The 23,683-nt window shown below is 39.6% G+C and carries 36 protein-coding genes; 1 reads left to right on the forward strand and 35 read right to left on the reverse strand.

The features are described 5' to 3' along the window. Positions 1 to 3: 3 nt before the first annotated feature. From GYM71_RS07800 to rpsL, 34 genes are all read right to left on the reverse strand, one after another. Complete coding sequence (locus GYM71_RS07800; protein WP_220220057.1) at positions 4 to 849, reverse strand: energy-coupling factor transporter ATPase; 846 nt, start codon at positions 847 to 849, stop codon at positions 4 to 6. Beyond that, complete coding sequence (locus GYM71_RS07805; protein WP_220220058.1) at positions 825 to 1,676, reverse strand: energy-coupling factor transporter ATPase; 852 nt, start codon at positions 1,674 to 1,676, stop codon at positions 825 to 827. The genes GYM71_RS07800 and GYM71_RS07805 overlap by 25 nt, the downstream gene beginning before the upstream one ends. A 395-nt stretch (positions 1,677 to 2,071) precedes the next feature. Further along, positions 2,072 to 2,455: a 50S ribosomal protein L17 gene (gene rplQ, locus GYM71_RS07810; RefSeq protein ID WP_103752394.1), complete on the reverse strand. Its 384-nt coding sequence runs from the start codon at positions 2,453 to 2,455 to the stop codon at positions 2,072 to 2,074. Between the two features lie 25 nt (positions 2,456 to 2,480). After that, positions 2,481 to 3,419 (reverse strand): DNA-directed RNA polymerase subunit alpha, encoded by a 939-nt coding sequence (locus tag GYM71_RS07815; RefSeq protein ID WP_103752393.1) that lies wholly within the window; start codon positions 3,417 to 3,419, stop codon positions 2,481 to 2,483. Positions 3,420 to 3,464: 45 nt separating this feature from the next. After that, positions 3,465 to 3,848 carry a 30S ribosomal protein S11 gene (gene rpsK, locus GYM71_RS07820; protein WP_034980403.1) on the reverse strand — a complete coding sequence of 128 codons (384 nt, stop codon included), beginning with the start codon at positions 3,846 to 3,848 and terminating at the stop codon, positions 3,465 to 3,467. Between the two features lie 24 nt (positions 3,849 to 3,872). After that, positions 3,873 to 4,220: a 30S ribosomal protein S13 gene (rpsM, locus tag GYM71_RS07825; protein WP_046307546.1), complete on the reverse strand. Its 348-nt coding sequence runs from the start codon at positions 4,218 to 4,220 to the stop codon at positions 3,873 to 3,875. 23 nt (positions 4,221 to 4,243) lie between these two features. After that, positions 4,244 to 4,360 (reverse strand): 50S ribosomal protein L36, encoded by a 117-nt coding sequence (gene rpmJ / locus GYM71_RS07830; RefSeq protein WP_003647815.1) that lies wholly within the window; start codon positions 4,358 to 4,360, stop codon positions 4,244 to 4,246. Between the two features lie 14 nt (positions 4,361 to 4,374). Further along, positions 4,375 to 4,596: a translation initiation factor IF-1 gene (gene infA, locus GYM71_RS07835; RefSeq protein ID WP_103752392.1), complete on the reverse strand. Its 222-nt coding sequence runs from the start codon at positions 4,594 to 4,596 to the stop codon at positions 4,375 to 4,377. A 65-nt stretch (positions 4,597 to 4,661) separates the two neighbouring features. Next, complete coding sequence (locus tag GYM71_RS07840) at positions 4,662 to 5,318, reverse strand: adenylate kinase (protein ID WP_103752391.1); 657 nt, start codon at positions 5,316 to 5,318, stop codon at positions 4,662 to 4,664. A gap of 10 nt (positions 5,319 to 5,328) precedes the next feature. After that, positions 5,329 to 6,624 carry a preprotein translocase subunit SecY gene (gene secY, locus GYM71_RS07845; protein WP_103752390.1) on the reverse strand — a complete coding sequence of 432 codons (1,296 nt, stop codon included), beginning with the start codon at positions 6,622 to 6,624 and terminating at the stop codon, positions 5,329 to 5,331. Further along, positions 6,624 to 7,064: a 50S ribosomal protein L15 gene (rplO, locus tag GYM71_RS07850; protein WP_103752389.1), complete on the reverse strand. Its 441-nt coding sequence runs from the start codon at positions 7,062 to 7,064 to the stop codon at positions 6,624 to 6,626. The genes secY and rplO overlap by 1 nt, the downstream gene beginning before the upstream one ends. A gap of 23 nt (positions 7,065 to 7,087) precedes the next feature. After that, positions 7,088 to 7,273: a 50S ribosomal protein L30 gene (gene rpmD / locus GYM71_RS07855; RefSeq protein WP_103752388.1), complete on the reverse strand. Its 186-nt coding sequence runs from the start codon at positions 7,271 to 7,273 to the stop codon at positions 7,088 to 7,090. 13 nt (positions 7,274 to 7,286) lie between these two features. Then, entirely contained in the window at positions 7,287 to 7,793 is a 507-nt protein-coding gene (gene rpsE / locus GYM71_RS07860; RefSeq protein ID WP_103752387.1) for a 30S ribosomal protein S5, read from the reverse strand. A 16-nt stretch (positions 7,794 to 7,809) separates the two neighbouring features. Continuing rightward, positions 7,810 to 8,169, reverse strand: coding sequence for a 50S ribosomal protein L18 (gene rplR / locus GYM71_RS07865; protein ID WP_103752386.1), 360 nt, complete (start codon positions 8,167 to 8,169; stop codon positions 7,810 to 7,812). Between the two features lie 24 nt (positions 8,170 to 8,193). Continuing rightward, positions 8,194 to 8,724: a 50S ribosomal protein L6 gene (gene rplF / locus GYM71_RS07870; RefSeq protein WP_103752385.1), complete on the reverse strand. Its 531-nt coding sequence runs from the start codon at positions 8,722 to 8,724 to the stop codon at positions 8,194 to 8,196. Between the two features lie 24 nt (positions 8,725 to 8,748). Then, positions 8,749 to 9,147 carry a 30S ribosomal protein S8 gene (gene rpsH, locus GYM71_RS07875; protein ID WP_090092302.1) on the reverse strand — a complete coding sequence of 133 codons (399 nt, stop codon included), beginning with the start codon at positions 9,145 to 9,147 and terminating at the stop codon, positions 8,749 to 8,751. Between the two features lie 22 nt (positions 9,148 to 9,169). Beyond that, entirely contained in the window at positions 9,170 to 9,355 is a 186-nt protein-coding gene (locus tag GYM71_RS07880) for a type Z 30S ribosomal protein S14 (RefSeq protein ID WP_103752384.1), read from the reverse strand. Between the two features lie 12 nt (positions 9,356 to 9,367). Then, positions 9,368 to 9,910: a 50S ribosomal protein L5 gene (rplE, locus tag GYM71_RS07885; RefSeq protein ID WP_103752383.1), complete on the reverse strand. Its 543-nt coding sequence runs from the start codon at positions 9,908 to 9,910 to the stop codon at positions 9,368 to 9,370. 14 nt (positions 9,911 to 9,924) lie between these two features. Next, complete coding sequence (rplX, locus tag GYM71_RS07890) at positions 9,925 to 10,176, reverse strand: 50S ribosomal protein L24 (protein WP_046307564.1); 252 nt, start codon at positions 10,174 to 10,176, stop codon at positions 9,925 to 9,927. Between the two features lie 17 nt (positions 10,177 to 10,193). Next, a complete protein-coding gene (gene rplN, locus GYM71_RS07895; protein ID WP_034980437.1) occupies positions 10,194 to 10,562 on the reverse strand; it encodes a 50S ribosomal protein L14 in 369 nt (122 codons plus the stop codon). Between the two features lie 32 nt (positions 10,563 to 10,594). Beyond that, positions 10,595 to 10,861, reverse strand: coding sequence for a 30S ribosomal protein S17 (rpsQ, locus tag GYM71_RS07900; protein WP_103752382.1), 267 nt, complete (start codon positions 10,859 to 10,861; stop codon positions 10,595 to 10,597). Positions 10,862 to 10,879: 18 nt separating this feature from the next. Then, complete coding sequence (gene rpmC / locus GYM71_RS07905) at positions 10,880 to 11,077, reverse strand: 50S ribosomal protein L29 (protein ID WP_103752381.1); 198 nt, start codon at positions 11,075 to 11,077, stop codon at positions 10,880 to 10,882. Continuing rightward, positions 11,067 to 11,507 carry a 50S ribosomal protein L16 gene (gene rplP, locus GYM71_RS07910; RefSeq protein WP_103752380.1) on the reverse strand — a complete coding sequence of 147 codons (441 nt, stop codon included), beginning with the start codon at positions 11,505 to 11,507 and terminating at the stop codon, positions 11,067 to 11,069. The genes rpmC and rplP overlap by 11 nt, the downstream gene beginning before the upstream one ends. After that, positions 11,507 to 12,178: a 30S ribosomal protein S3 gene (gene rpsC, locus GYM71_RS07915; RefSeq protein ID WP_103752379.1), complete on the reverse strand. Its 672-nt coding sequence runs from the start codon at positions 12,176 to 12,178 to the stop codon at positions 11,507 to 11,509. Before rpsC ends, rplP begins: the two co-directional genes overlap by 1 nt. Before the next feature lie 13 nt (positions 12,179 to 12,191). Beyond that, entirely contained in the window at positions 12,192 to 12,545 is a 354-nt protein-coding gene (gene rplV, locus GYM71_RS07920; RefSeq protein ID WP_038523752.1) for a 50S ribosomal protein L22, read from the reverse strand. A gap of 19 nt (positions 12,546 to 12,564) precedes the next feature. Next, a complete protein-coding gene (rpsS, locus tag GYM71_RS07925) occupies positions 12,565 to 12,843 on the reverse strand; it encodes a 30S ribosomal protein S19 (protein WP_103752378.1) in 279 nt (92 codons plus the stop codon). 18 nt (positions 12,844 to 12,861) lie between these two features. Beyond that, positions 12,862 to 13,698 (reverse strand): 50S ribosomal protein L2, encoded by an 837-nt coding sequence (gene rplB, locus GYM71_RS07930; RefSeq protein ID WP_103752377.1) that lies wholly within the window; start codon positions 13,696 to 13,698, stop codon positions 12,862 to 12,864. A 15-nt stretch (positions 13,699 to 13,713) separates the two neighbouring features. After that, on the reverse strand, positions 13,714 to 14,019 hold the full coding sequence (gene rplW / locus GYM71_RS07935; RefSeq protein WP_103752376.1) for a 50S ribosomal protein L23: 306 nt from the start codon (positions 14,017 to 14,019) through the stop codon (positions 13,714 to 13,716). Then, positions 14,016 to 14,648 (reverse strand): 50S ribosomal protein L4, encoded by a 633-nt coding sequence (gene rplD, locus GYM71_RS07940; RefSeq protein WP_103752375.1) that lies wholly within the window; start codon positions 14,646 to 14,648, stop codon positions 14,016 to 14,018. Before rplD ends, rplW begins: the two co-directional genes overlap by 4 nt. Positions 14,649 to 14,662: 14 nt before the next feature. Next, positions 14,663 to 15,292: a 50S ribosomal protein L3 gene (gene rplC / locus GYM71_RS07945; protein WP_220220059.1), complete on the reverse strand. Its 630-nt coding sequence runs from the start codon at positions 15,290 to 15,292 to the stop codon at positions 14,663 to 14,665. Positions 15,293 to 15,317: 25 nt separating this feature from the next. Continuing rightward, positions 15,318 to 15,626 (reverse strand): 30S ribosomal protein S10, encoded by a 309-nt coding sequence (rpsJ, locus tag GYM71_RS07950; RefSeq protein WP_046307586.1) that lies wholly within the window; start codon positions 15,624 to 15,626, stop codon positions 15,318 to 15,320. 431 nt (positions 15,627 to 16,057) lie between these two features. Beyond that, on the reverse strand, positions 16,058 to 18,154 hold the full coding sequence (gene fusA / locus GYM71_RS07955) for an elongation factor G (protein ID WP_103752373.1): 2,097 nt from the start codon (positions 18,152 to 18,154) through the stop codon (positions 16,058 to 16,060). 23 nt (positions 18,155 to 18,177) lie between these two features. Further along, positions 18,178 to 18,648, reverse strand: a complete 471-nt coding sequence (rpsG, locus tag GYM71_RS07960) for a 30S ribosomal protein S7 (RefSeq protein WP_103752372.1) — start codon at positions 18,646 to 18,648, stop codon at positions 18,178 to 18,180. Positions 18,649 to 18,662: 14 nt separating this feature from the next. Further along, on the reverse strand, positions 18,663 to 19,070 hold the full coding sequence (gene rpsL / locus GYM71_RS07965) for a 30S ribosomal protein S12 (protein WP_103752371.1): 408 nt from the start codon (positions 19,068 to 19,070) through the stop codon (positions 18,663 to 18,665). A 179-nt stretch (positions 19,071 to 19,249) separates the two neighbouring features. Between rpsL and GYM71_RS07970 the strand changes: the two genes are divergently transcribed. Beyond that, a complete protein-coding gene (locus tag GYM71_RS07970) occupies positions 19,250 to 19,942 on the forward strand; it encodes a prepilin peptidase (protein WP_220220060.1) in 693 nt (230 codons plus the stop codon). Between the two features lie 60 nt (positions 19,943 to 20,002). Here the strand turns inward: GYM71_RS07970 and rpoC are convergent, their stop codons facing one another. Then, on the reverse strand, positions 20,003 to 23,668 hold the full coding sequence (gene rpoC / locus GYM71_RS07975) for a DNA-directed RNA polymerase subunit beta' (protein ID WP_103752369.1): 3,666 nt from the start codon (positions 23,666 to 23,668) through the stop codon (positions 20,003 to 20,005). Positions 23,669 to 23,683 lie beyond the last annotated feature (15 nt).

A 23,683-nucleotide genomic window follows, 5' to 3' on the forward strand; every position in this document is an offset into this window, starting at 1 on the left:
AGTTCATCCCCTTAAATTTTGCTCTATTTCTTCTACAAGTTTTTTCTCCGTTAATGGTGGTTGAACAAAATTAAAATTATTTAATCGTGACGCAAATAGCGATGCCTTAGGCTCCTCAAGATGATGCTTTTTTAACCATGTCCGATCCTGAAAGATTTTTGCCGGACAGTCATGCTTGATCATCTTTCCGTGTTCCATTACCAGAACATCATCCGCATAATCAGCGACATCATCCATATTGTGTGTAACTAAAATTACCGTATGACCTTCTTGTTGGTATTGTGCAAAAAGATGCATCATCTGTTTGCGTGCCCGTGGATCAAGTCCTGCAGCTGGCTCATCTAAGCATAAAATATCAGGCTCATAAGCCATTACGCCAGCGATTGCTACTCGGCGCATTTGCCCGCCTGATAACTCAAACGGTGAACGCTGAGCGATATAATCTGGCAAGCCAACTTTTCTTAACCAGATTTTGGCACTTTTCTTTGCCTCTTCGGGACTATAGCCAAAGTTTTTGGGACCGAAAGCAATATCATCGAGCACAGTACTTTCAAATAATTGTGCTTCAGGAAATTGAAAAACCAGGCTTACGTGCCGTCTTAATTCCTTTAAATCTTTATTGGTAGTTGCAGGCGTAATTGTTGTATTCGCAATTTTAATTTTGCCCTCAGTCGGTTTTAGCAGCGCATTAAAATGTTGCATCAATGTCGATTTTCCACTGCCGGTGTGACCAATAATGGCCGTAAAAGAGCCAGTTTTTAATTCAAAGTTGACATCTTCTAAACCCTTTTTTTCTAATGGTGAACCTGGTGAGTAAGTATATCCTACTTGTTCGAATTTAATTGACATAAGTACTTTACCAACTCTTCTTCTGAATTAATTGTTTCTGGGATTGCGATTGAGTCGCTACGTAAATCATCCATTACTTGTTGGAAAAAAGGAACATCCAACCCAATTTCCTTTAGCAGTTTAACTTGGCTGAATACCTTCGTTGCATTTCCTTGAGTAATCAGCTTACCATCATTCATCACAATGATATTATCGGCCATATTAGCTTCATCAATGTCATGGGTAATGGCGATTACGGTTAAGTCGTATTCCTGCTTCATTTGCTGAACAATCCCCAAAATTTTATCCCGACCTTCGGGATCAAGCATCGATGTTGCTTCGTCTAGCACAATAATCTTAGGCTTGATTGCAAGAATCCCTGCAATCGCCACACGCTGTTTCTGCCCACCAGAGAGGTTAGCTGGCTCGGTATCAGTATATTCTGTCATGTCGACAGCTTTAATCGCTTCTGGGACGATTTTGAGCATTTCAGTGCGGGGAACACCCCGGTTCTCAAGACCAAAGGCAACATCATCAGCTACCGTGGCACCGACAAATTGATTGTCTGGATTTTGAAAAACGACGCCAACCTTATCTCTGATATCCCATACACTATCATCATCAAGTTTGGTTCCGTCGACTTCAATATAGGAATCGTCTTTTTCATCAGCTACTAGTAAGCCGTTGATCAATCTAATAATAGTGGACTTCCCACTACCATTATGACCAATAATCGACGTCCAAGAACCCCTCTTAATTTCAAAACTGATATTATCAATCGCAGGCGAGTCGGACTCAGGATATGTAAAACTGATATTATTAACTTTAATGATACTATCTTTTGTCATGCTCTCACCCTCCTAAAAAGTCTTATTCAATTGTACCAAAAAAAGACCTCGTAATAAATTAAGATAATGGCGAATAAATAGTTTCTTATTAGTCTAAATTCGCTATTCTTACGCAGAAGATTTTAAGCAGTGAATCATTATACAAAAATGAGCCTTCATTGCAACCTTTCAAAAAGAAACATTAAATTATATAACAAAAACCCCGAAGTTGTCTTAACTTCAGGGTTCATATCAAACTTAGCGTTTTTATTGAAATAAAAAGAGCAAAAAAAATCACCCATGAAGAGGGATAATTTTCATTATCTAAGCTAGACTAAACTTTCGTCATCATCTTAACGCTTATTCTCACTTTCATGGATAATTCTTAATAGCTATTAAGTTTTGGTTATTCTAACTTAAACCAATTCTAGAATAACCATTGGAGCTGCATCGCCTCTACGAGCCTTGGCAAGCTTCAAAATACGGGTGTAACCACCATTACGGTCCTTGTAACGAGGTGCAATATCACTGAAGAGTTTTTGCAATGCTGATTTTACAACAACTGCATCTTTTTCTTCTTGAATGTCAGCAACTTCATTACGAACGTAAGCAGCAGCTTTTCTTCTTGCAGCTAAATCACCACGCTTGCCTAAAGTAATCATCTTTTCGGCAGTTTTGCGGACTTCTTTAGCACGTGTTTCAGTAGTAACAATGCGTTCGTTCATGATCAATTGAGTAGTCATTTCTCTAAGCATTGCTTTTCTATGTGCACTATCGCGACCTAATTTACGGTATGCCATCAGTTTACCTCCTTTTATTTGTTAGTTAATCTTCTTGACGAAGTGAAAGTCCCAAATCAGTTAATTTATTTTTAACTTCTTCTAATGATTTACGTCCTAAATTACGTACACGCATCATATCTGCTTCTGTCTTATCAGTCAGTTCTTGCAGAGTATTAATGCCAGCACGCTTAAGGCAGTTGTATGAACGAACAGATAAATCAAGCTCTTCAATTGTCATTTCGAGCTTCTTCTCTGCAGTATCGTCCTCTTTTTCAACCATAACATCATTGAATTGGGTATTTGCATCAGCAGTTTCAAACACTTTAAAGTGCGCTACCAAAATTTTGGCAGCAAAACTAAGGGCGTCATTAGGCTTGATTGAACCATCAGTCCAAATCTCTAAAGTGAGCTTGTCAAAATCGTCTCTTTTACCAACACGAGTTGACTCAACCTGGTAATTAACTTTTTTAATTGGTGAAAAGAGAGAATCAACCGGAATAACACCAATTGGCATATCTTCACTCTTATTCTCACTTGCGGCAACGTAACCACGGCCATTTTTGACTGCAATCTGCATATGCAAGTGACCACCGTCAGCAATGGTACAAATATATTGATCTGGATTCAGAATTTGAATATCTGAATCGGCTTTCAGATCATCGGCGGTAACAGTAGCTGGACCCTCAACATCTACTTCAATGGTCTTTTGCTCATCTGAAAAAGATTTTAATTCAAGCTTCTTCAGGTTCAAGATAATCTTAGCAACATCTTCTCTAACACCTGGAACAGTGGAGAATTCGTGTAAAACATCATCAATTTGAACATAAACAAGTCCAGTACCTGGAATAGATGTAAGTAAAACTCTACGTAATGAGTTACCTAAAGTAGTACCAAAGCCTCGTTCAAGTGGTTCAATAACAAATTTACCATAAGCCTTCTCTTGGTCCACAACGGTAATATTTGGTTTTTCAAATTCAATCATTACTAGGCCCCTTTCAAAACGCAACGTCCTTCATTAAGAACAAAATTAAACACGACGACGTTTTGGTGGTCTAGAACCATTGTGGGGAACTGGAGTGACATCACGGATTGCAGTGATCTCAAGTCCAGTAGCTTGAAGTGATCTTATAGCAGATTCACGACCAGCACCAGGACCCTTAACAGAAACTTCTACATGTTTCATGCCTTGGTCCATTGCGCTCTTAGCTGCTGCTTCGGCTGCCATTTGAGCGGCAAATGGGGTAGACTTACGACTACCTTTAAAGCCCAATGCACCAGCTGAAGACCAAGCAATTGCATTGCCTTGAACGTCAGTAATCATGACTAAAGTATTATTAAACGTAGAATGAATGTGAGCAACGCCTTTTTCAACGTGCTTCTTCACACGACGCTTACGTGCTGTTTTAGGCATCAATAAACCTCCTTATATTTTTGTTTATCTCTTCTTACTACCCTTACGAGTACGGGCATTATTCTTGGTATTTTGTCCACGAACTGGAAGTCCACGGCGGTGACGCATACCACGGTAAGAACCAATATCAATTAACCGTTTGATATTCATGCTGACTTCTCTACGCAAGTCACCTTCAACACGGTATTTATCAACTTCTGCGCGAAGCTTTTCTTGATCATCTGGAGTCAAATCTTTTGAACGTATGTCTTCAGAAACACCAGCATCCGCACAAATTTTCTGAGCTGTTGGTTCACCAATGCCATAAATGTATGTTAATGCAACAACTATTCTTTTATCTCTTGGTAAGTCAACACCAGCAATACGTGCCATAAATTGCACCTCCTATTTTATTTTTAACCTTGACGCTGTTTGTGTTTTGGATTTGCAGAACAAATAACCATCACACGACCATGTCTTTTAATAATCTTACAATGTTCACACATTGGTTTAACAGATGGTCTAACCTTCATGTTTCCCTCCGTTATTACTTTATAAACCGATAAGTAATTCTACCTTTTGTTAAATCGTAAGGAGAAAGTTCTACAGTAACACGGTCTCCGGGCAGAATACGAATATAGTGCATTCTGATTTTCCCAGAAACATGTGCTAATATTTCTGCTCCATTTTCCAATTCAACCTTAAACATAGCATTAGGCAAAGTATCAATAACTTTACCCTTTACTTCAATGACATCATCTTTTGCCAAAGCTGTTCCTCCGCATTTAAACAGTCATACTTTGAAATTATAACACGGAAAAGTAAATATACAAATTATTGCTTTTTACTTAAAACCGCATCAACACTTTCAAAGACTTTCTCAGGAGATTGTTCACCATCTACACAGGTTAACAACCCATTCTTTTGATAATAGTCTTTCAAAGGTGTGTTCATCTTTTCGTTAACTTGTAAACGATTCTTAACTACTTCTGGCTTGTCATCTTCACGTTGATAAAATTCATGACTGCCACAACGATCACAAGTACCTTCTACTTTAGGCATCTTAGTAATTTTGTTATAAGTGGCACCACACTTTTTACACATAAAGCGTGCTGATAAACGTTTGACTAAAGTATCTTCCTTAACCTCTAAAGAGATTACGTTAGTTAAAGGTTTGTTCAACTTCTTAGTGATATCCTCCAAAAGTTCGGCTTGAACAATTGTCCGAGGAAAGCCATCTAAAATGTAGCCTTCTTTAATATCTGGTTGACCCAAACGTTCTTCTACTAATCTAGCAGTAACTTCGTCCGGTACCAAATCACCTTTGTCAATGTAACTTTTAGCTTCAAGACCAACTTTGGTCTCATTAGCCATTGCTTCTCTAAACATATCCCCAGTTGAAATATGAGTTAGATGATATTTATCAACAATTTGCTCTGATACTGTTCCTTTACCAGCACCCGGCAAACCTAAAAGAAATAAATTAATCATTTATTCGTTCCTATCTGATGAATCCTACATATTCTCTCTTCATTAACAAACCGTTAATTTGACGAGATAACTCCAAGACAACTCCGATTACGATCAAAAGACTAGTTCCACCTAGTCCAATTGAACTCGGTAAGTCCCAAATATTAGTAGCAAGTTGTGGTAGTAAAGCTACCAAACCCAAGAATACTGAACCAACAGTTGATAATCTAATTAACAACTTTGAAACATATTTTTGCGTATCCTTACCCGGCCATACACTAGGAATGTAAGCACCTTGTTTTTGCAAGTTCTTTGCAAGCTTCTCAGGATTAACCTGAACAAAAGCATAAAAGAAGGTAAACAGTACAATCAAAAGAGTATAAATGATAACACCAGTTGTAGTCTGCATACTAAAAATGTTAGTCATTACCTTGTACCATTGTTGGTCGCCTTGAGTTCTTTGAAAGGCCATTAAAATTGTGGCTGGTGTAACAATAAACGAACTAGCGAAAATTACTGGAATCACACCTGAGACATTAACTTTTAATGGTAAGAAACTTTCTGAGCCACTAGTAGTTGCTCGTCTAGTGTATTGGATTGGAATACGGCGATCAGCCTGTTCAACCCAAGTAACTATTTGCGTTACGATGAGTATTGCAATGAGAATCGCAATGAAGAACACAATTCCTTGCCAACGATCACTCGCACTATTATTGATCACTTCATCTTTATATAACTGCCAAAGACCGCGTGGAAGTCGAGCAATAATACCGGCAAAAATAATTACTGAAACGCCGTTACCTAAACCTTTATCGGTAATTTCATCACCAAGCCAAGTCAACAGCATCGTCCCTGCAGTCATAATGATTGCAATTTCACAGTATGATTGCCACGTTTGGGATTTAACCAATCCCATTTCAGTCAAAGCGTTAAAACCAAGCGTGATTCCAATGCTTTGAAAAAATGCGACAAATAATGCAAGCCATCTTGTAGCTTGATTGGTCTTACGGCGACCAACTTCACCCTGCTTGCCCCATTCCACTAAAGTAGGAACAATGTCCATTTGCAACAATTGGATAACAATTTGCGCAGTAATGAAGGGCGAAACACCAAGTGAAAAAATCGAGTAATTATCTAGCCCACCACCGGAAACAGTGTCCAGCATTGGAACTAAACCAGTTTGTGCGACTTGAGTAATCGCTTTTGCATTGACACCTGGAACAGTAATGTTAGCTCCAATGCGATACAGCAAAAGAATAAAGAGTGTGAAATAAATCTTATTTCTAATTTCTTTATCCTTGAAGGCGTTCTTCAAAGTCGAAAACATTAGATCACCTCAACAGATCCGCCTGCAGCTTCAACTGCTTTTTTAGCAGCGGCGGAAACCTTGTTAACCTTTACGTTTAACTTAACTTTTAGCTCACCTTTAGCAAGTAGCTTAACGCCTGATAATTCTTTCTTTACCAAGCCGTTTTCTTTAAGACTAGCAACAGTAACTTCGTCGTTGTCTTTAAACTTGTTTAAGTCGTCTAAATTAATAATTGCATATTCTTTACGGTTAACGTTCTTAAAACCACGCTTAGGCATAGTTCTGAATAATGGCATTTGACCACCTTCAAAACCTAAACGAGTGTGTCCACCTTGACGGGCTAATTGACCCTTTTGTCCACGGCCAGAAGTCTTTCCGTAACCACTTGAAGTACCACGTCCAACACGTTTTCTAGTATTGCGTGAACCCTCAGCAGCATGTAATTCATGAAGCTTCATTAATTCGGCACCTCCTCAATTAATTATTTATTGATCTCTTCAACAGAGATTAAATGTGCAATTTTCAACAATGCACCACGAGTAGCAGCGTTGTCTGGTAGAGTAGCTGTACTATTGATTCTACCTAAGCCTAAGGCTTTAACAACTTTTTGTTGGTTAGGTAGACGGTGCGCAGCACTTCTAATTAAAGTAACTTTTAATTCAGTCATTTATTTTGTCTCCCTAATCTAAATCAGCGTGACGTAGTTTTTCAACTTGTTCACTGGTCTTAAGTTTCTTCAACCCATCGATAGTTGCACGAACAACATTGATTGGAGTGTTTGAACCAAGTGACTTAGAAGTAACATCAGCGATACCAGCCATATCCATAACGATACGAACGGCACCACCGGCAGCAACTCCGGAACCAGCTGGAGCAGGTTTAATTAAGATGCTACCTGAGCCATAGTGACCGATTACTTCGTGAGGAATGGTAGTACCAACCTTAGGAACAGTAATCATGTTCTTCTTACCAGCTTCAACGGCCTTACGGATTGCTTCTGGAACTTCTTGAGCTTTACCAGTACCAAAGCCTACACGACCTTTTTTGTCGCCAACGATTACCAAGGCAGCAAATCTCATTCGTTGACCACCCTTGACAACCTTGGTGACACGATTAATTGCTACTAACTGATCTTCGATGTCGTCTTTATTTCTGCGATTATTGCGAGAATCGTTGCGGTTTGCCATGTATTATTCTCCTTCCCTAGAAATCTAATCCGTTTTCACGAGCGGCATCTGCCAAAGCTGAAATACGGCCGTGGTATAGGTAACCACTTCTATCGAACACAACATTTGAAATGTTCTTAGCTTTAGCTGCTTCGGCAATTGCCTTACCTACAGCTTGAGCTTGTTCTACCTTAGTTGAATCCTTAGCTACGGAATCATCCAAAGTTGAGGCACTTGCTAGCGTTACACCCGCTACGTCATCAATTAATTGAGCGTAGATGTTTTTGTTTGAACGGAAAACGCTTAAGCGTGGGCGCTCAGCAGTACCAGAAATCTTGCCACGAATACGTTTGTGACGCTTTAAGCGTAACTTATTTTTATCTGGTTTTGAAATCACAATTTCACCTCAAAAATTTATTTATTACTTACCTGTCTTACCTTCCTTACGACGTACATATTCGTCAGTGTAACGAATACCTTTACCCTTGTAAGGCTCTGGTGGACGTACATCGCGGATTTCAGCAGCAAATTGTCCAACATTTTGCTTAGAAATCCCTTCTACTTCAATATCAGTTGCTGAAGTAGCTTTTACGGAAACACCTTCTGGTGCAGTCATTTCAACTGGGTGTGAGTAACCAACATTTAATGTTAATTTGTTGCCTTGTGCTGTTGCACGGTAACCAACACCGATTAACTTCAAAGTCTTCTTGTAGCCATTAACTACACCTTCAACCATTGATGCTAAGTTAGCTCTTTCAGTACCGTGAAGTGCTTTATCACTTTCACTTGAACGTGAAAAGTTAATCTTGCCATCTTCTTGCTTGAAAGTAATCTTTGGATCGAAGTATCTAGTTAATTCACCCTTTGGTCCCTTAACGGTGATGTTGTCACCATCCTTGGTAACTGTGACACTATCTGGGACTTCAATTGTTTTTAAACCAATACGGCTCATTGATTGTTCTCCTTTCTGTCAGAATTACCAAACGTAAGCGATAACTTCGCCGCCGACGTCTTTTTGTCTAGCTTCTTTATCGGTAATTACACCAGCAGAAGTTGAAACGATGGCGATACCTAAACCATTAAGAACTTTAGGTAAGTTTTCAGCACTAACGTAATTTCTAAGACCTGGCTTAGAAATACGCTTTAAGCCTGAAATGACACGTTCTCCGTCTGGACCATATTTCAAGAAAATCTTGATAATGCCCTGTTTGTTGTCATCAGTAACTTCGTAATCACGGATGAAACCTTCGCGTTTCAAAATTTCTGAAATAGATTTTTTAATGTTTGATGCAGGAATTTCAACTGAACTATGCTTTGCCATATTGGCATTTCTAATTCTAGTCAAGTAATCTGCGATCGGATCTGTCATGACCATTTATGCTATCCTCCTAACCGTATTACCAACTAGCCTTTTTAAGACCTGGGATTTGACCTTTGTGAGCTAAATCCTTCAAGCAAATACGGCATAAACCAAACTTACGGTAAACGGAATGTGGACGACCACATCTCTCGCAACGAGTATATTCACGTGAAGAGAATTTAGCAGGACGATGATTTCTAATTATTTGTGATGTTTTAGCCATTAGTGTCCTCCATTATTTTGCAAACGGCATACCAAATTGACTTAAAAGCTCACGAGCTTCTTCATCAGTGTTGGCAGTAGTAACGATAACAACATCTAAACCTCTTGTCCGATTAACCTTATCAAAGTCAATTTCTGGGAAAATAAGTTGTTCCTTAATACCTAAAGTGTAGTTACCACGACCATCGAATGAACGGCTTGAAACACCGCGGAAGTCACGAACCCGAGGAAGCGAAACACTAATTAACTTGTACAAGAAATCATACATTCTGTCTCCTCTAAGTGTTACCTTAGCACCGATAGACATACCTTCACGTAAACGGAAGTTAGCGATTGATTTCTTAGCCTTTGTTACTAAAGGCTTTTGACCTGAGATCAAAGTTAATTCTTCGACTGCTTCATCCAAGTTCTTTGCGTTAGTAACTGCGTCACCAACACCCATGTTCAAAACGATCTTTTCGATCTTAGGTACTTGCATAACTGAGCTGTATTCAAACTTTTCTTGCAATGCAGGAACAATTTTTTCTTTATATTCTTCAGCTAAATAATTTGCCATTTGTGTCCTCCTTCCTATTTCTTAGTTTCTTCTTTTTTGCTTTCAGACTTAGCAATAACTTTTACGTTTGATGCGTGAATTGAACCTTCTGATTCAACTACACCACCATTTGCATTAGTTTGCGAAGGCTTTTGGTGTTTCTTAATTGTGTTAACGCCCTTAACAACCACACGGTTTTTCTTAACGTTAACAGAAAGAACAGTACCTTCTTTACCTTTGTCTTTTCCGGCAATAACTTTTACTTTGTCACCAGTTTTAACAAACATCAGTGCACCTCACTTAATTATAAGACTTCAGGAGCAAGAGAGACGATCTTCATAAAGTCGTGCTCACGCAGCTCACGTGCAACAGGCCCAAAGATACGAGTACCACGTGGGCTCTTATCTGCATTAATTACTACACCGGCATTTTCATCAAACTTGATGTATGAACCATCTTCACGACGTGCGCCTGATTTTGTTCTAACAATGACAGCTTTGACAACGTCACCTTTTTTGACAACGCCACCTGGTGTTGCTTGTTTAACAGTTGCAACCACGATGTCACCAATGTTACCAGTCTTACGTCTTGAACCACCTAAGACTCTAATAACTAATAGTTCTCTGGCACCTGAGTTATCAGCAACCTTCAAACGGGATTCATTTTGAATCACTATTTAATCCTCCCCTCACTAAATCCGCAAAACTATACAGATTTCTTGACAATTTTTACTAAACGGAAGCGCTTTGTACGAGATAATGGACGGGTTTCCATGATACGAACAGTATCGCCAACTTTAGCTTCATTTTTTTCGTCTTGTGCGTAATATTTCTTAGAATATTTGATACGCTTCTTGTAAACAGGGTGATTCTTGTAAGTATCAACAACAACAGTGATAGTTTTGTCATTCTTATCAGAAATTACTCGACCTTGATATACGTGACGACGATTTCTTTCGATTGATTCGCTCAAGTTAATAACTCCCTTCCACTAATCTTTCTTCAATGCATCTTCACTTAGAATTGTTTTAATTCTAGCGATGTTCTTGCGGACTTTGCTTAGGCGAGCGGTATTTTCTAATTGACCCGTTGCTTGTTGAAAACGCAAATTAAAGAGTTCTTCTTTGTATTGCTTTTCCTTGTCCAACATCTGATCAGTGGTTAGTGCTCTGATATCTTTAGCCTTCATTAGAATTGCCACCTACTTCCGAACTTTTAGTCACAAACTTACATTTAATTGGTAACTTAGTTGAAGCAAGTCTTAAAGCTTCACGAGCAGTTGCTTCGCTAACGCCACCAATTTCAAACATAATCTTTTCTCTCTTAACAACAGCTACCCAGCCGGCTGGTGCACCTTTACCAGAACCCATACGTACACCTACACCTTTAGCAGTGTATGACTTTTGAGGGAAAATTCTAATCCAAACTTTACCACCACGCTTCATGTAACGAGTCATCGCAACACGAGCAGCTTCGATTTGTTGGTTAGTAATCCAGTGTGATTCAAGAGCTTGTAAACCATATTCACCAAAGGCAATGGTTTTGCCACCCTTAGCAGCACCACGCATCTTACCACGGAATTCACGACGGTGCTTTACCCTTTTTGGTACTAGAGGCATTATTTGTTTCCTCCCTTCACAGCTTTTTCAGGTTTCTTACTCTTTGAAGGTAAGACTTCACCACGGTTGATCCATACTTGAACACCAATTTCACCATAAGTAGTGAAGGCATTTACCCAAGCATAGTCAATGTCAGCTCTTAAAGTTTGTAATGGAACACGACCTTCAGTATGCCATTCTCTTCTTGCCATGTCAGCACCGTTTAAACGACCAGAAGTTTGAACTCTGATTCCTTTAGCACCAGCACGCATAGTTCTTTGAGTAGCTTGGCGCATTGCACGTCTAAAAGCAATACGAGCTTCAAGTTGACTTGCAATACTATCTGCTACTAATTTAGCATCAAGATCTGGTTTCTTAATTTCGACAATGTTAACGTGAACTTGCTTGTTAGTCAAAGCATTTAATTCTTTTCTTAAAGCTTCAACTTCAGAACCACCTTTACCAATTACCATACCTGGTTTTGAGGTATTAATTGATACGTTGATTCTGTTTGCTGCACGTTCAATTTCAACAGTAGAAACAGAGGCATCCTTTAATTTCTTAGAAATGAATTTTCTGATCTTCAGGTCTTCATTTAAGGTTTCTTTGTATCCTCTGTCAGCATACCATTTAGATTCCCAGTCACGAATTACGCCGAGACGAAAACCATTTGGGTTAATTTTCTGACCCATTAATATACCTCCCTTAATCGTTCTTTTCTGAAACTACTACAACTACATGACTTGTTCTCTTGTTAATTGGAGAAGCCATACCTTTGGCACGTGGTCTAAATCTCTTTAAAGTTGCACCTTCGTTTACGTATGCTTCTGATACGTAAAGGTTAGCACTTTCGAGATCGTAGTTGTGTTCCGCGTTAGCGATTGCTGAGCGTAAAACTTTTTCAACGATTGGGGAAGCAGCTCTAGGCGTAAATTGCAAGATTGCTAATGCTTCTGCAACGTCTTTACCGCGAATTAAGTCAACGACTAAACGTGCTTTTCTTGGAGCAATACGAACAGTTCTTGCTTCAGCCCTAGCTGAACTAATTTGTTCTGCCATTTAAGTGTTTCTCCTTCCTCTATTTAGTTGCCTTATCGTCAGATGTCTTGTGTCCATGGAAAGTTCTTGTTGGAACAAATTCACCTAACTTGTGACCAACCATGTCTTCAGTAATGTAAACTGGAACATGTTTTCTACCATCGTAAACAGCTATAGTCAAACCAACGAAGGAAGGGAAAATAGTTGAACGACGTGACCAGGTTTTAATAACCTGTTTTTTCTCTGTGTCTGCTTGTGCATCAACTTTCTTTAGCAAAGATGCGTCTGCAAAAGGCCCTTTTTTAATACTACGGCTCATTAATTAACCCTCCTTCTATTACTTGTTACCCTTACGGTGACGAATAATTAACTTCTCGCTAGCTCTCTTACTATTTCTAGTCTTGATACCGCGAGCTTTCTTACCCCAAGGAGTCATAGGTTGTGGACGACCAACTGGAGCCTTACCTTCACCACCACCATGTGGGTGATCGTTAGGGTTCATTACAGAACCACGTGATTGTGGACGTCTGCCTAACCAGCGGCTACGGCCAGCCTTACCTAATTGAATCAATGAGTGTTGTTCGTTACCAACAACACCAATAGTTGCACGACAAGTTGACAAGATCTTACGAACTTCGCCACTTTGAAGTCTAACTAAAGTGTACTTACCGTCACTACCCAAAACTTGAGCATTGGCACCAGCACTTCTGACAAGTTGTCCACCCTTACCAGGTCTTAATTCAATGTTGTGAATTGAAGTACCAGTAGGAATGTTCTTTAATGGTAAAGCATTACCTGGCTTAATGTCTGCATTAGGACCAGATTCAACTACATCGCCAACTTTTAATCCTTTAGGAGCTAAAATGTAAGCTTTGATACCATCAGTGTAGTGAAGAAGTGCAATGTTAGCAGTTCTGTTTGGATCGTATTCGATAGCCTTAACAACAGCTTTTGCATTGTCCTTGTTACGCTTGAAATCGATGATACGGTACTTTTGCTTATGACCACCACCACGGTGTCTACTTGTAATATGACCATATGAGTTACGACCTGCAGTGTGTGATTGTGATTCAAGCAAGGTACGTTCTGGCTTGCTCTTAGTAATCTCAGCAAAGTCGGAAGAAGTCATATTACGGCGACCATTTGTGGTTGGCTTATAAATCTTAATAGCCAATTGACTGACCTCCTATTACTTATTTTCTTCTTGATTTTCGTCTTTGAAAATCTTAATGTCGTTTGAATCATCAGTTAAAGTGACAATTGCTTTACGGCTACGAGCTGTTTTACCAGTGTAACGGCCAACACGCTTGTCTTTACCACGAACATTCATGATATTAACTTTCTTAACTTTGACATCAAAGATTTCTTCAACAGCGTTACGAACTTGAGTCTTGGTTGCAGTTAAAAGCACGTTGAAAGTGTACTTCTTATCATCCATTAAGTTCGTTGACTTTTCAGTAATGATAGGTCTTAAAATGATATCATGTGCACTCATTTCTTCGAAGCCCCCTCAACATTCTCTTCAATCTTCTCAATAGCGTCTTTAGTCAAGATTAACTTGTCGTAGTTTACTACATCTTCAACGTTTAAGCCGTTAATTGTAATAACCTTAACTTTTGGCAAGTTTCTTGCTGAAAGTTGTACATTCTTGTCTTCTGAAACAACAAGTACTTTACCTTCAATATTTAAGCTGTCTAATATTGACTTAAATTCTTTAGTCTTAGGAGCTGACAATGTCAACTGGTCTAAAACGATTAAATCTTGATCAATCAATTTTTGGGAAAGAACTGACTTGATAGCCAAACGACGTTGCTTTCTTGGCATTGAGTATGCGTAAGAACGTGGAGTTGGTCCAAAGACTACACCACCGCCGCGCCATTGAGGTGATCTGATTGAACCTTGACGAGCACGTCCTGTACCCTTTTGCTTCCAAGGCTTCTTACCACCACCACGAACAGCAGATCTATTTTTAACCTTTGAGGTACCTTGACGCTTGCCAGCTCTTTGTCTGATGATTGCATCGAAAACAACGCTCTCGTTTGGTTCAATACCAAATACTTCATCTTTTAAAGTAACTTCACCAGCATCTTTACCTTTTTGATCGATAACTTTTAAATTAGCCATTCTAGTCCTCCTTCCTATTTATTATTCTTAACAGCAGATTTAACAGTAATTAATGAGTTCTTAGCACCTGGAACATTACCTTTGATAAGTAATACGTTCATGTCAGCTACAACCTTTTCAATTACTAAGTTTTCAATGGTAACTTTCTTCATACCCATGTGACCTGGCAAACGCTTGCCCTTTGGTACACGGTTAATGATGGAACCCATTGAACCAGGAACTCTGTGGTATCTTGATCCGTGAGTTTCAGGTCCACGTGATTGGCCCCAACGCTTAATGTTACCTTGGTATCCATGACCTCTTGTAGTACCAGTAACGTCTACGACGTCACCTTCCTTAAATGTGTCCACAGTAACTTCTGAGCCGACTTCGTAGTCCTTAAGCTCAACTCCGCGGATTTCACGTATGAAGCGCTTAGGCGAAGTCTTTGCTTTTGCAGCATGACCTTTTTCTGGTTTGTTGCTCAAAACTTCACGCTTGTCTTGGTATCCCAATTGAACTGCTTCGTAACCGTCTGATTCAACAGTCTTAACTTGCATAACAACGTTAGGAGTTGCTTCGACAACAGTTACAGGAACAAGGATGCCATCTTTGGTGAAGACTTGAGTCATACCGACTTTTCTTCCTAAGATTCCTTTGGTCATGATTACACCTCTTTCTCTTTAAAAATTATAATTTGATTTCGATGTCAACGCCGCTTGGTAGATCAAGCTTCATTAAAGAATCAACAGTTTTAGGTGTAGGGCTTAAAATATCGATTAAACGCTTGTGCGTACGCATTTCAAACTGTTCACGTGAGTCCTTGTTCTTGTGTGGTGAACGAAGAACAGTGAATAATACCCGTTCTGTTGGTAGAGGAACTGGACCTGAAATTTCAGCACCAGTTCTCTTAGCTGTTTCTACAATTTTAGCAGCCGATTCATCGAGAATACCATGTTCGTAAGACTTAAGTCTGATACGAATTGATTGACTTGCCATTGAATTACCTCCTCAACGTCTTCTTTTAAAAGATGACTAGCTTCCGCAAAAATTCCCGGCGCCACCTCTGTGGCAATGCAGCCTGGTGTGCCGCAACCTTTTGCATCAACGCTTTACAACAAATATGTGCAATAGAGCATACTATGCCCTAAGCGCACAAAAACTAGTATACTTACTTTAAGCCTAAATATCAAGGGTTTTAGGACTTTTTCTTTAATTTTTTCATGATTTTCTGAAAACAAGCAATAGCAAAATAAAAATTTACTCTACCAAATATATTTTGTAAATTTTTTTGCTTAGAATTTGAGCAATGCCATTCTTAATTTTTTATGGTAGTTAATAGACTCATTTTTAAATAAAAAAAAGAGCTATCGGATTTACCAATAGCTCGATTAAAATTGTTGTTAATTTTTATTGTCAGTTATTAAAAACTAGTCAGCGTTGTTGCCGCCACGGCTCTTAATAATTTCTTCTTGAATTGACTTAGGAGTTGCTTCATAGTGGTCAAATACCATTGTGAAAGTACCACGTCCCTGAGTTGATGAACGCAAAGTAGTTGCGTAACCAAACATTTCAGCAAGTGGAACCATTGAGTTCAAGACCTTAGCACCTGAACGGTCAACCATGTTGTCCATTGTACCACGACGAGCGGTAATTGAACCCATTACATCACCCAAGTATTCTTCAGGTGTGATAACTTGTACCTTCATAATTGGTTCAAGAATAACAGCACCAGCCTTAGGAGCTGCATTTCTCAAAGCAAGTGAAGCAGCAACCTTGAAGGCAGCTTCTGAAGAGTCGACTTCGTGGTAACTACCATCATAAAGCTTAGCCTTAACATCGATCAATGGGTAGCCAGCAAGGATACCGTTCTTCATTGATTCTTGCAAACCAGCATCTACTGAAGGGATAAATTCACGAGGAACAACACCACCGACGATGGCATCTTCAAATTCGTAACCTTTACCTCTTTCGTTTGGTGTGAATTCAATCCAAACGTCACCGTATTGACCCTTACCACCTGATTGACGAACAAATTTACCTTGTGCCTTAGCAGGTTTAGTGAAGGTTTCACGGTAAGCAACTTGTGGTTCACCGATCTTAGCTTCAACGTGGAATTCACGTTTCATACGTTCAACCATGATTTGAAGGTGTAATTCACCCATTCCGGAAATCAAAGTTTGACCAGTTTCAGCATTAGTTTCAGCTCTGAAAGTTGGGTCTTCTTCAGTTAACTTTTGCAAAGCAACATCAAGTTTATCACGGTCAGCCTTTGATTCTGGCTCGATTGAAACTTGAATAACTGGGTCTGGAACTTCCAAACTTTCCAAAATTAATGGATGATCTGGATCAGTTAATGAGTCACCAGTCGTAGTGTTCTTCAAACCAATCGCACCAGCGATATCACCTGAAAATACTTCTGAAATTTCGCTTCTTGAGTTAGCGTGCATTTGAAGCAAACGACCAACACGTTCACGACTGTTCTTAGAAGCATTCAATACGTATGAACCTGATTCAAGAGAACCAGTGTAAACACGGATATAAGTTAAACGACCAACGAATGGGTCAGTTGCGATCTTAAATGCTAGAGCTGAGAATGGCTTGTCGTCACCGGCAATCAATTCAACTTCTTCGCCAGACTTAGGATCATGAGCAACATAAGGCTTAACATCTAATGGTGATGGTAGATAATCAACAACACCATCAAGCATCATTTGAACACCCTTGTTCTTGAAAGCTGAACCAGCAAATACTGGGAATGCCTTCAATTCCAAAGTTGCTTTACGGATAGCAGCTTTTAATTCATCAATGGAAATTTCATCACCGTTTAAGTATTTTTCCATGATGTCATCGTCAACGTCTGCAACTTGTTCAATTAAGTCGTTACGACGCTTTTCTGCTTCTTCCTTGTATTCGTCAGGAACTGGAATAGTGTCCCATTTTGAACCAAGTTTGTCTTCATCGTAAACATCGGCAACCATGTTGATCAAGTCGATAACACCTTCAAAGGTATCAGCAGAACCAATTGGCATTTGAACAGCTAAAGCATTGGCGTTTAAACGTTCATGTAAAGATTTAACAGACTTATCAAAATCTGCACCAATCTTGTCCATCTTGTTAACAAAAACAATTCGAGGAACACCGTAAGTTTCAGCTTGGCGCCAAACATTTTCAGTCTGTGGCTCTACACCTGCTTGAGCATCAAGAACAGTTACGGCACCATCAAGAACACGTAGTGAACGTTCAACTTCGATTGTGAAGTCAACGTGTCCTGGTGTATCAATGATGTTAATTCTGTAGTCATTCCATTGAGCTGTAGTAGCAGCTGACGTAATGGTAATACCACGTTCTTTTTCTTCGTCCATCCAGTCCATCTGTGAGTCACCCTCGTGGGTTTCACCGATTTTATGAATCTTACCAGTATAGTAAAGAATACGCTCAGTAGTGGTAGTCTTACCCGCATCAATGTGGGCCATGATACCAATATTACGTGTTTTTTCTAATGGAAATTCACGCTTATTAGCCATAAATTATTTCTCTCCTTAAAAAATTAGAAACGATAGTGAGCAAATGCACGGTTAGCTTCAGCCATACGATGTACATCTTCACGCTTCTTAACTGCTGAACCAGTGTTGTTAGAAGCATCAATGATTTCGTTAGCTAAACGCTCATCCATTGTGTGCTCATTACGTAAACGAGCATATGAAACAAGCCATCTTAAGCCCAAAGTAGTTCTTCTTTCTGGACGAACTTCAACTGGAATTTGGTAGTTTGAACCACCGATACGGCGAGCTCTAACTTCCAAAACTGGCATAATGTTGTTCATAGCTTCTTCAAAGACTTCAAGTGGTTCCTTACCAGTCTTTTCTTTCACGATGTCAAAAGCATCATAAAGGATTGAAGATGCCTTAGCTCTCTTACCATCAAGCATCAAGTGGTTGATCAACTTAGTAACAAGCTTTGAATTGTAAACTGGATCCGCTAAAATATCTCTTTTAGTTACGTGTCCTTTTCTAGGCATTATTTAACTCCTCCTTAATCTTTCTTGGCACCGTACTTAGAACGGCCTTGCTTTCTGCCGTCAACACCGGCAGTATCAAGTGCACCACGGATGATGTGGTAACGTACACCAGGAAGGTCCTTTACACGACCACCACGAATTAAAACAACGGAGTGTTCTTGTAAGTTGTGGCCTTCACCTGGAATATAAGCAGTAACTTCAATTAAGTTTGAAAGACGAACACGAGCATACTTACGTAAAGCTGAGTTTGGCTTCTTTGGAGTCATAGTACCAACACGAGTTGCAACTCCACGCATTTGTGGTGCTGGGTTTGATACTAATTCTTTCTTCATACTGTTGTAGCCGTAGCTTAAGGCTGGTGATTTTGATTTAGTCGTCTTTGAATGACGGCCTTTTCTTACCAATTGGTTAATGGTTGGCATTAAATTGTTCCTCCTAAAATTTGATTATCTTGTTCACACATCCAGGAGTTTCTTTTTTAGTCCTGAATCTATCTTCAAAATGCACAATTGACATTGTACTCCCTTTTTACCAAAAAGCAAAATTATTTTGGCAAAAAAGTTTTTTTATTTTTAGCGTAACTAATGATGGGAGGTAAAAAATGGCTTGGATTTATCAACTTACTAACTTTTTAATTGGGACCTGCTTAGCATCCCACGCCTGTGTTGTTTGCGACCGCTTTGATACTGGTGACTTCATTTGGGGACGTTCTCGCTGTGATTTCTGTTTAACTAAACTTACTTTGGTGGACGAGTTGCCAATTTTGTCCTATTGTTTTTTACACGGAAAATGTCGCTACTGCCAGCGCAGTATTTCAGTTAAATTACCGTTAATCGAATTTTTGGGTGGTTTAGCATATCTTAAGATTGATTTTAGTCAGATGACCGGAATTGCCACTGCGATTGTCATTTTTTGTTTACTACTGGCCGCAATCAGCGATTATGACAGGCTAGAATTTCACCTAGCAATGATTTTTCCCGCGCTTTTATTAACACTACTTAGATTCAAACATCTCTTTAAGTTACAATTAGGCGATTTAATTGAACTAATTCCTATTTTGCTAGTCTTGCTTTTTTATACTATGCAAAAGAAGTTGGGTTCGGGTGATTTAATTATCTACTTAATTTTAGCCTTTTTCTTTACCCCTCACTTTGCTAACCTGGTTTTTCTTTTTGGCTCTTTTCTACTTCTCTTTCAATTCTTTCTAAAAAGAAAAACTTGGTCATTGCAAAAGCAAATTGCCTTTGTACCGTATATTTTTGTTGGACTAATCATTCAATTACTTCTGCAATAGCAAAAAAATAGCTTTCCTACTTTAATTAGTAGAAAAGCTATTTTTATTAATAAATTTTACTTATCCTTGTGGTTCCCCAGCTTGATCAGCTTCCTTCATCTTTTTCTCAATATCAGCTATTGAGTAGACAGACTTAGGCTTCTTCACATCAGCTTCAGGTTCCATATCACGGTAAATTGGAAGACCAGTACCGGCTGGAATAATCTTACCGATGATAACATTTTCTTTCAAACCAAGAAGTGGATCGTTCTTGCCTCTGATTGAAGCATCAGTCAGCACACGAGTAGTTTCCTGGAATGAAGCAGCTGACAAGAAACTATTAGTTTCAAGGGCAGCCTTAGTAATACCAAGAATTACACTTTGAGCAGTTGCAGGGATTCCACCTGAAATAATTACTGAAGTGTTGCGTTCCTTGAATTCGCCAATATCCATGATTTCACCTGGAAGCAAGTTAGTCTCACCAGGATCAAGAACACGAACTTTTTGCAACATTTGTCTAGTTAAGACCTCAACGTGCTTATCTGAAATGTCAACACCCTGCATCCGGTAAGCCTTTTGTACTTCAACCAAGATGTATTCTTCGGTTGTCAACGTATCAGTTACTTGAATTAATTCCTTAGGATCGATTGAACCAAGAGTCAACTTGTTACCACGGCGAACTTCATCACCTTCACTGACTGCAACTGAAGCAGTATAAGGAACACTGTAGCTTCTAGTATCGATCTTACCCTTAACAGTAATTTCACGTGTGTGCTCTGCTGGGTTTTCTTGAATTGAGTCAATAACACCATCAACTTCAGAAATAACAGCACGACCCTTAGGGTTACGAGCTTCAAACAATTCTTGCACACGAGGAAGACCCTGAGTAATATCTTCAGCACCGGCAACACCACCGTTGTGGAAAGTACGTAAAGTAAGCTGCGTACCAGGTTCACCAATTGATTGAGCGGCAACAGTACCAACTGCTTCACCAACTTCAACTTCTTCACCCGTAGCCAGGTTCATACCATAACATTTACGGCAGACACCGTGAGGGGTATCACAAGTTAAAATTGACCGAATCTTCACGTCTGTAACACCGGCATCACAAATTTTATGTGACAGATTTTCATCAAGCATTACATTTGGTCCAACGATCGCCTCACCGGTTTGTGGATCCTTAACAGTTTCAGCAGTGAACCGACCAAGTAAACGATCGTATAATGGCTCAATTAATTCGTCACCTTCCATGATTGAGTGAACATTGATACCACGATCAGTGCCACAGTCATCTTCACGGATAATAACATCTTGAGCAACATCAACCAAACGACGAGTTAAGTAACCTGACTGAGCAGTCTTCAAGGCCGTATCAGTCATTCCCTTACGTGCACCGTGAGTGGACATGAATAATTCTAGAACTGACAAACCTTCCTTGAAGTTTGAAGTAACTGGAATTTCGAACAAACCACCGTTAGGAGTGGCCATCAAACCACGCATTCCGGCAAGCTGAGTAAAGTTAGAAATATTACCACGAGCACCGGAGTCAGCCATGATTGTAATAGGATTACGTGGATCATAGATCTGTGCAATCTCATTTTGAACCTGGTCCTTACACTCATTCCAAATACTAATTACTCGATCGTGACGTTCTTGCTCAGTAATTAAACCACGTCTAAACTGCTTAGAAACGACGTCAACTTGCTTGTGGGCCTTAGCTACCTTTTCATCCTTGTCATCAATTTCTGGAACATCGGTCATTCCGATTGTAATACCAGAAGTAGTTGAACTTGTGTAACCAAGTGTCTTCAAGTCATCAAGGTATTCTGAAGTTCTTTGAACCTTGTAGTACTTGTAAATTGTGGCAATTGAGTCAGATAAGAATGATTTCTTAAATGGCGTAGCAATTAAATCACCAGCAACATTATCAATTTTTTCATGAATATCCTCACCTGGCTCTAAGAAGTACTTAGCAGCTAGTGGATTATTCAGGTTCTCTTCAGTTGGCTCGTTAACGTAGAAGTAATCTTCTGGGAAGATTTGGTTGAAAATCACACGACCATAGGTAGTAATGAAAATGCCGTGTTCATAACCTTTAGGCCATGCCTTCTTTGGCATTGAGTCCGCAGACATTCCAATAATTGAGTGATAATGAATATCACCATTATTGTATGCAACAGTTGCTTCGTCAGGTGAATTAAAGATCATTCCTTCACCTTCACGACCCTTTTCAGCTTGAGTCAACCAGTAGTTACCTAAAACGATATCCTGAGAAGGAGTAACGATTGGCTTACCATCTTTTGGAGCAAGAATATGATGAGCTGCAAGCATTAACAAGCGTGATTCTGCAACAGCTTCATCTGACAAAGGTACGTGAATGGCCATCTGGTCACCATCGAAGTCAGCGTTGTAAGCTTCACAGGCAAGTGGGTGCAAACGAATTGATTTACCAGGAACTAAAACTGGTTCAAAGGCTTGGATACTCAAACGGTGTAATGTTGGCGCACGGTTTAGTAAAACCGTTCTTTCCTTAATTACATCTTCAAGTACATCCCAGACATCATCGTCTTCACGATCAATCTTACGCTTAGCGCTCTTAATGTTAGAAGCAATCTTGCGTTTAACCAATTCATGCATAACAAATGGCTTGAATAATTCTAGTGCCATTGGACGAGGAACACCACATTGATAGAACTTCAATTTTGGTGAAACATCGATAACTGAACGACCAGAGTAGTCAACACGCTTACCAAGCAAGTTTTGACGGAAACGTCCTTGCTTACCCTTAAGCATGTGTGAAAGTGACTTAAGTGGACGGTTACCAGGCCCAACAACTGAACGACCACGACGACCGTTATCAATTAAAGCGTCGACTGCTTCTTGCAACATCCGCTTTTCGTTTTGAACGATAATGTTTGGTGCATTCAGGTCAAGTAATCTCTTCAAACGGTTATTACGGTTAATAACCCGACGGTACAAGTCGTTTAAGTCTGAAGTGGCAAAACGGCCACCTTCAAGTTGTACCATTGGACGCAAGTCTGGTGGGATGACTGGGACAGCGTCAATCACCATCCATTCAGGCTTATTGCCAGAATCTTTAAACGCATCCAAGATATCTAATCTTCTGATTGCACGAGTCCGTTTTTGACCTGTAGCAGTTTCCAATTCTTTCTTTAAATCTTTAACTTCTTTTTCAAGGTCAACCTTGCGCAATAAGTCACGGATTGCTTCGGCACCCATTTTGGCTTCAAAGCGACTACCAAACTTAGCTTTTTGCTCACGGTATTCAGCTTCCGTCAGCAATTGTTTAAATTCAAGGTCTGTATCGCCTGGATCAATCACGATATATGCTGCAAAGTAGATAACTTCTTCCAGCAATCTTGGTGACATATCAAGAATTAATCCCATCCGTGATGGAATACCCTTAAAGTACCAAATATGAGTAACTGGAGCGGCCAACTCAATGTGACCCATCCGTTCCCGTCTAACTTTAGAGGAAGTAACTTCAACCCCACAGCGATCACAAACGATTCCGCGGTATCTTACACCCTTGTATTTGCCACATGCACAGGCCCAATCCTTGGTTGGTCCAAAGATTCTTTCGTCAAACAGACCATCCTTTTCTGGCTTTAAAGTACGGTAGTTAATCGTTTCTGGCTTCTTAACTTCACCATACGACCAGCTCCGAATTTTGTTTGGCGAAGCAAGACCAATTTGCATGCTTTCAAATTTATTTACGTCGATCAAAAGTTTAACCCCCTA

It is taken from the genome of Lactobacillus panisapium, assembly GCF_019469265.1.
Classification (GTDB): domain Bacteria; phylum Bacillota; class Bacilli; order Lactobacillales; family Lactobacillaceae; genus Lactobacillus; species Lactobacillus panisapium.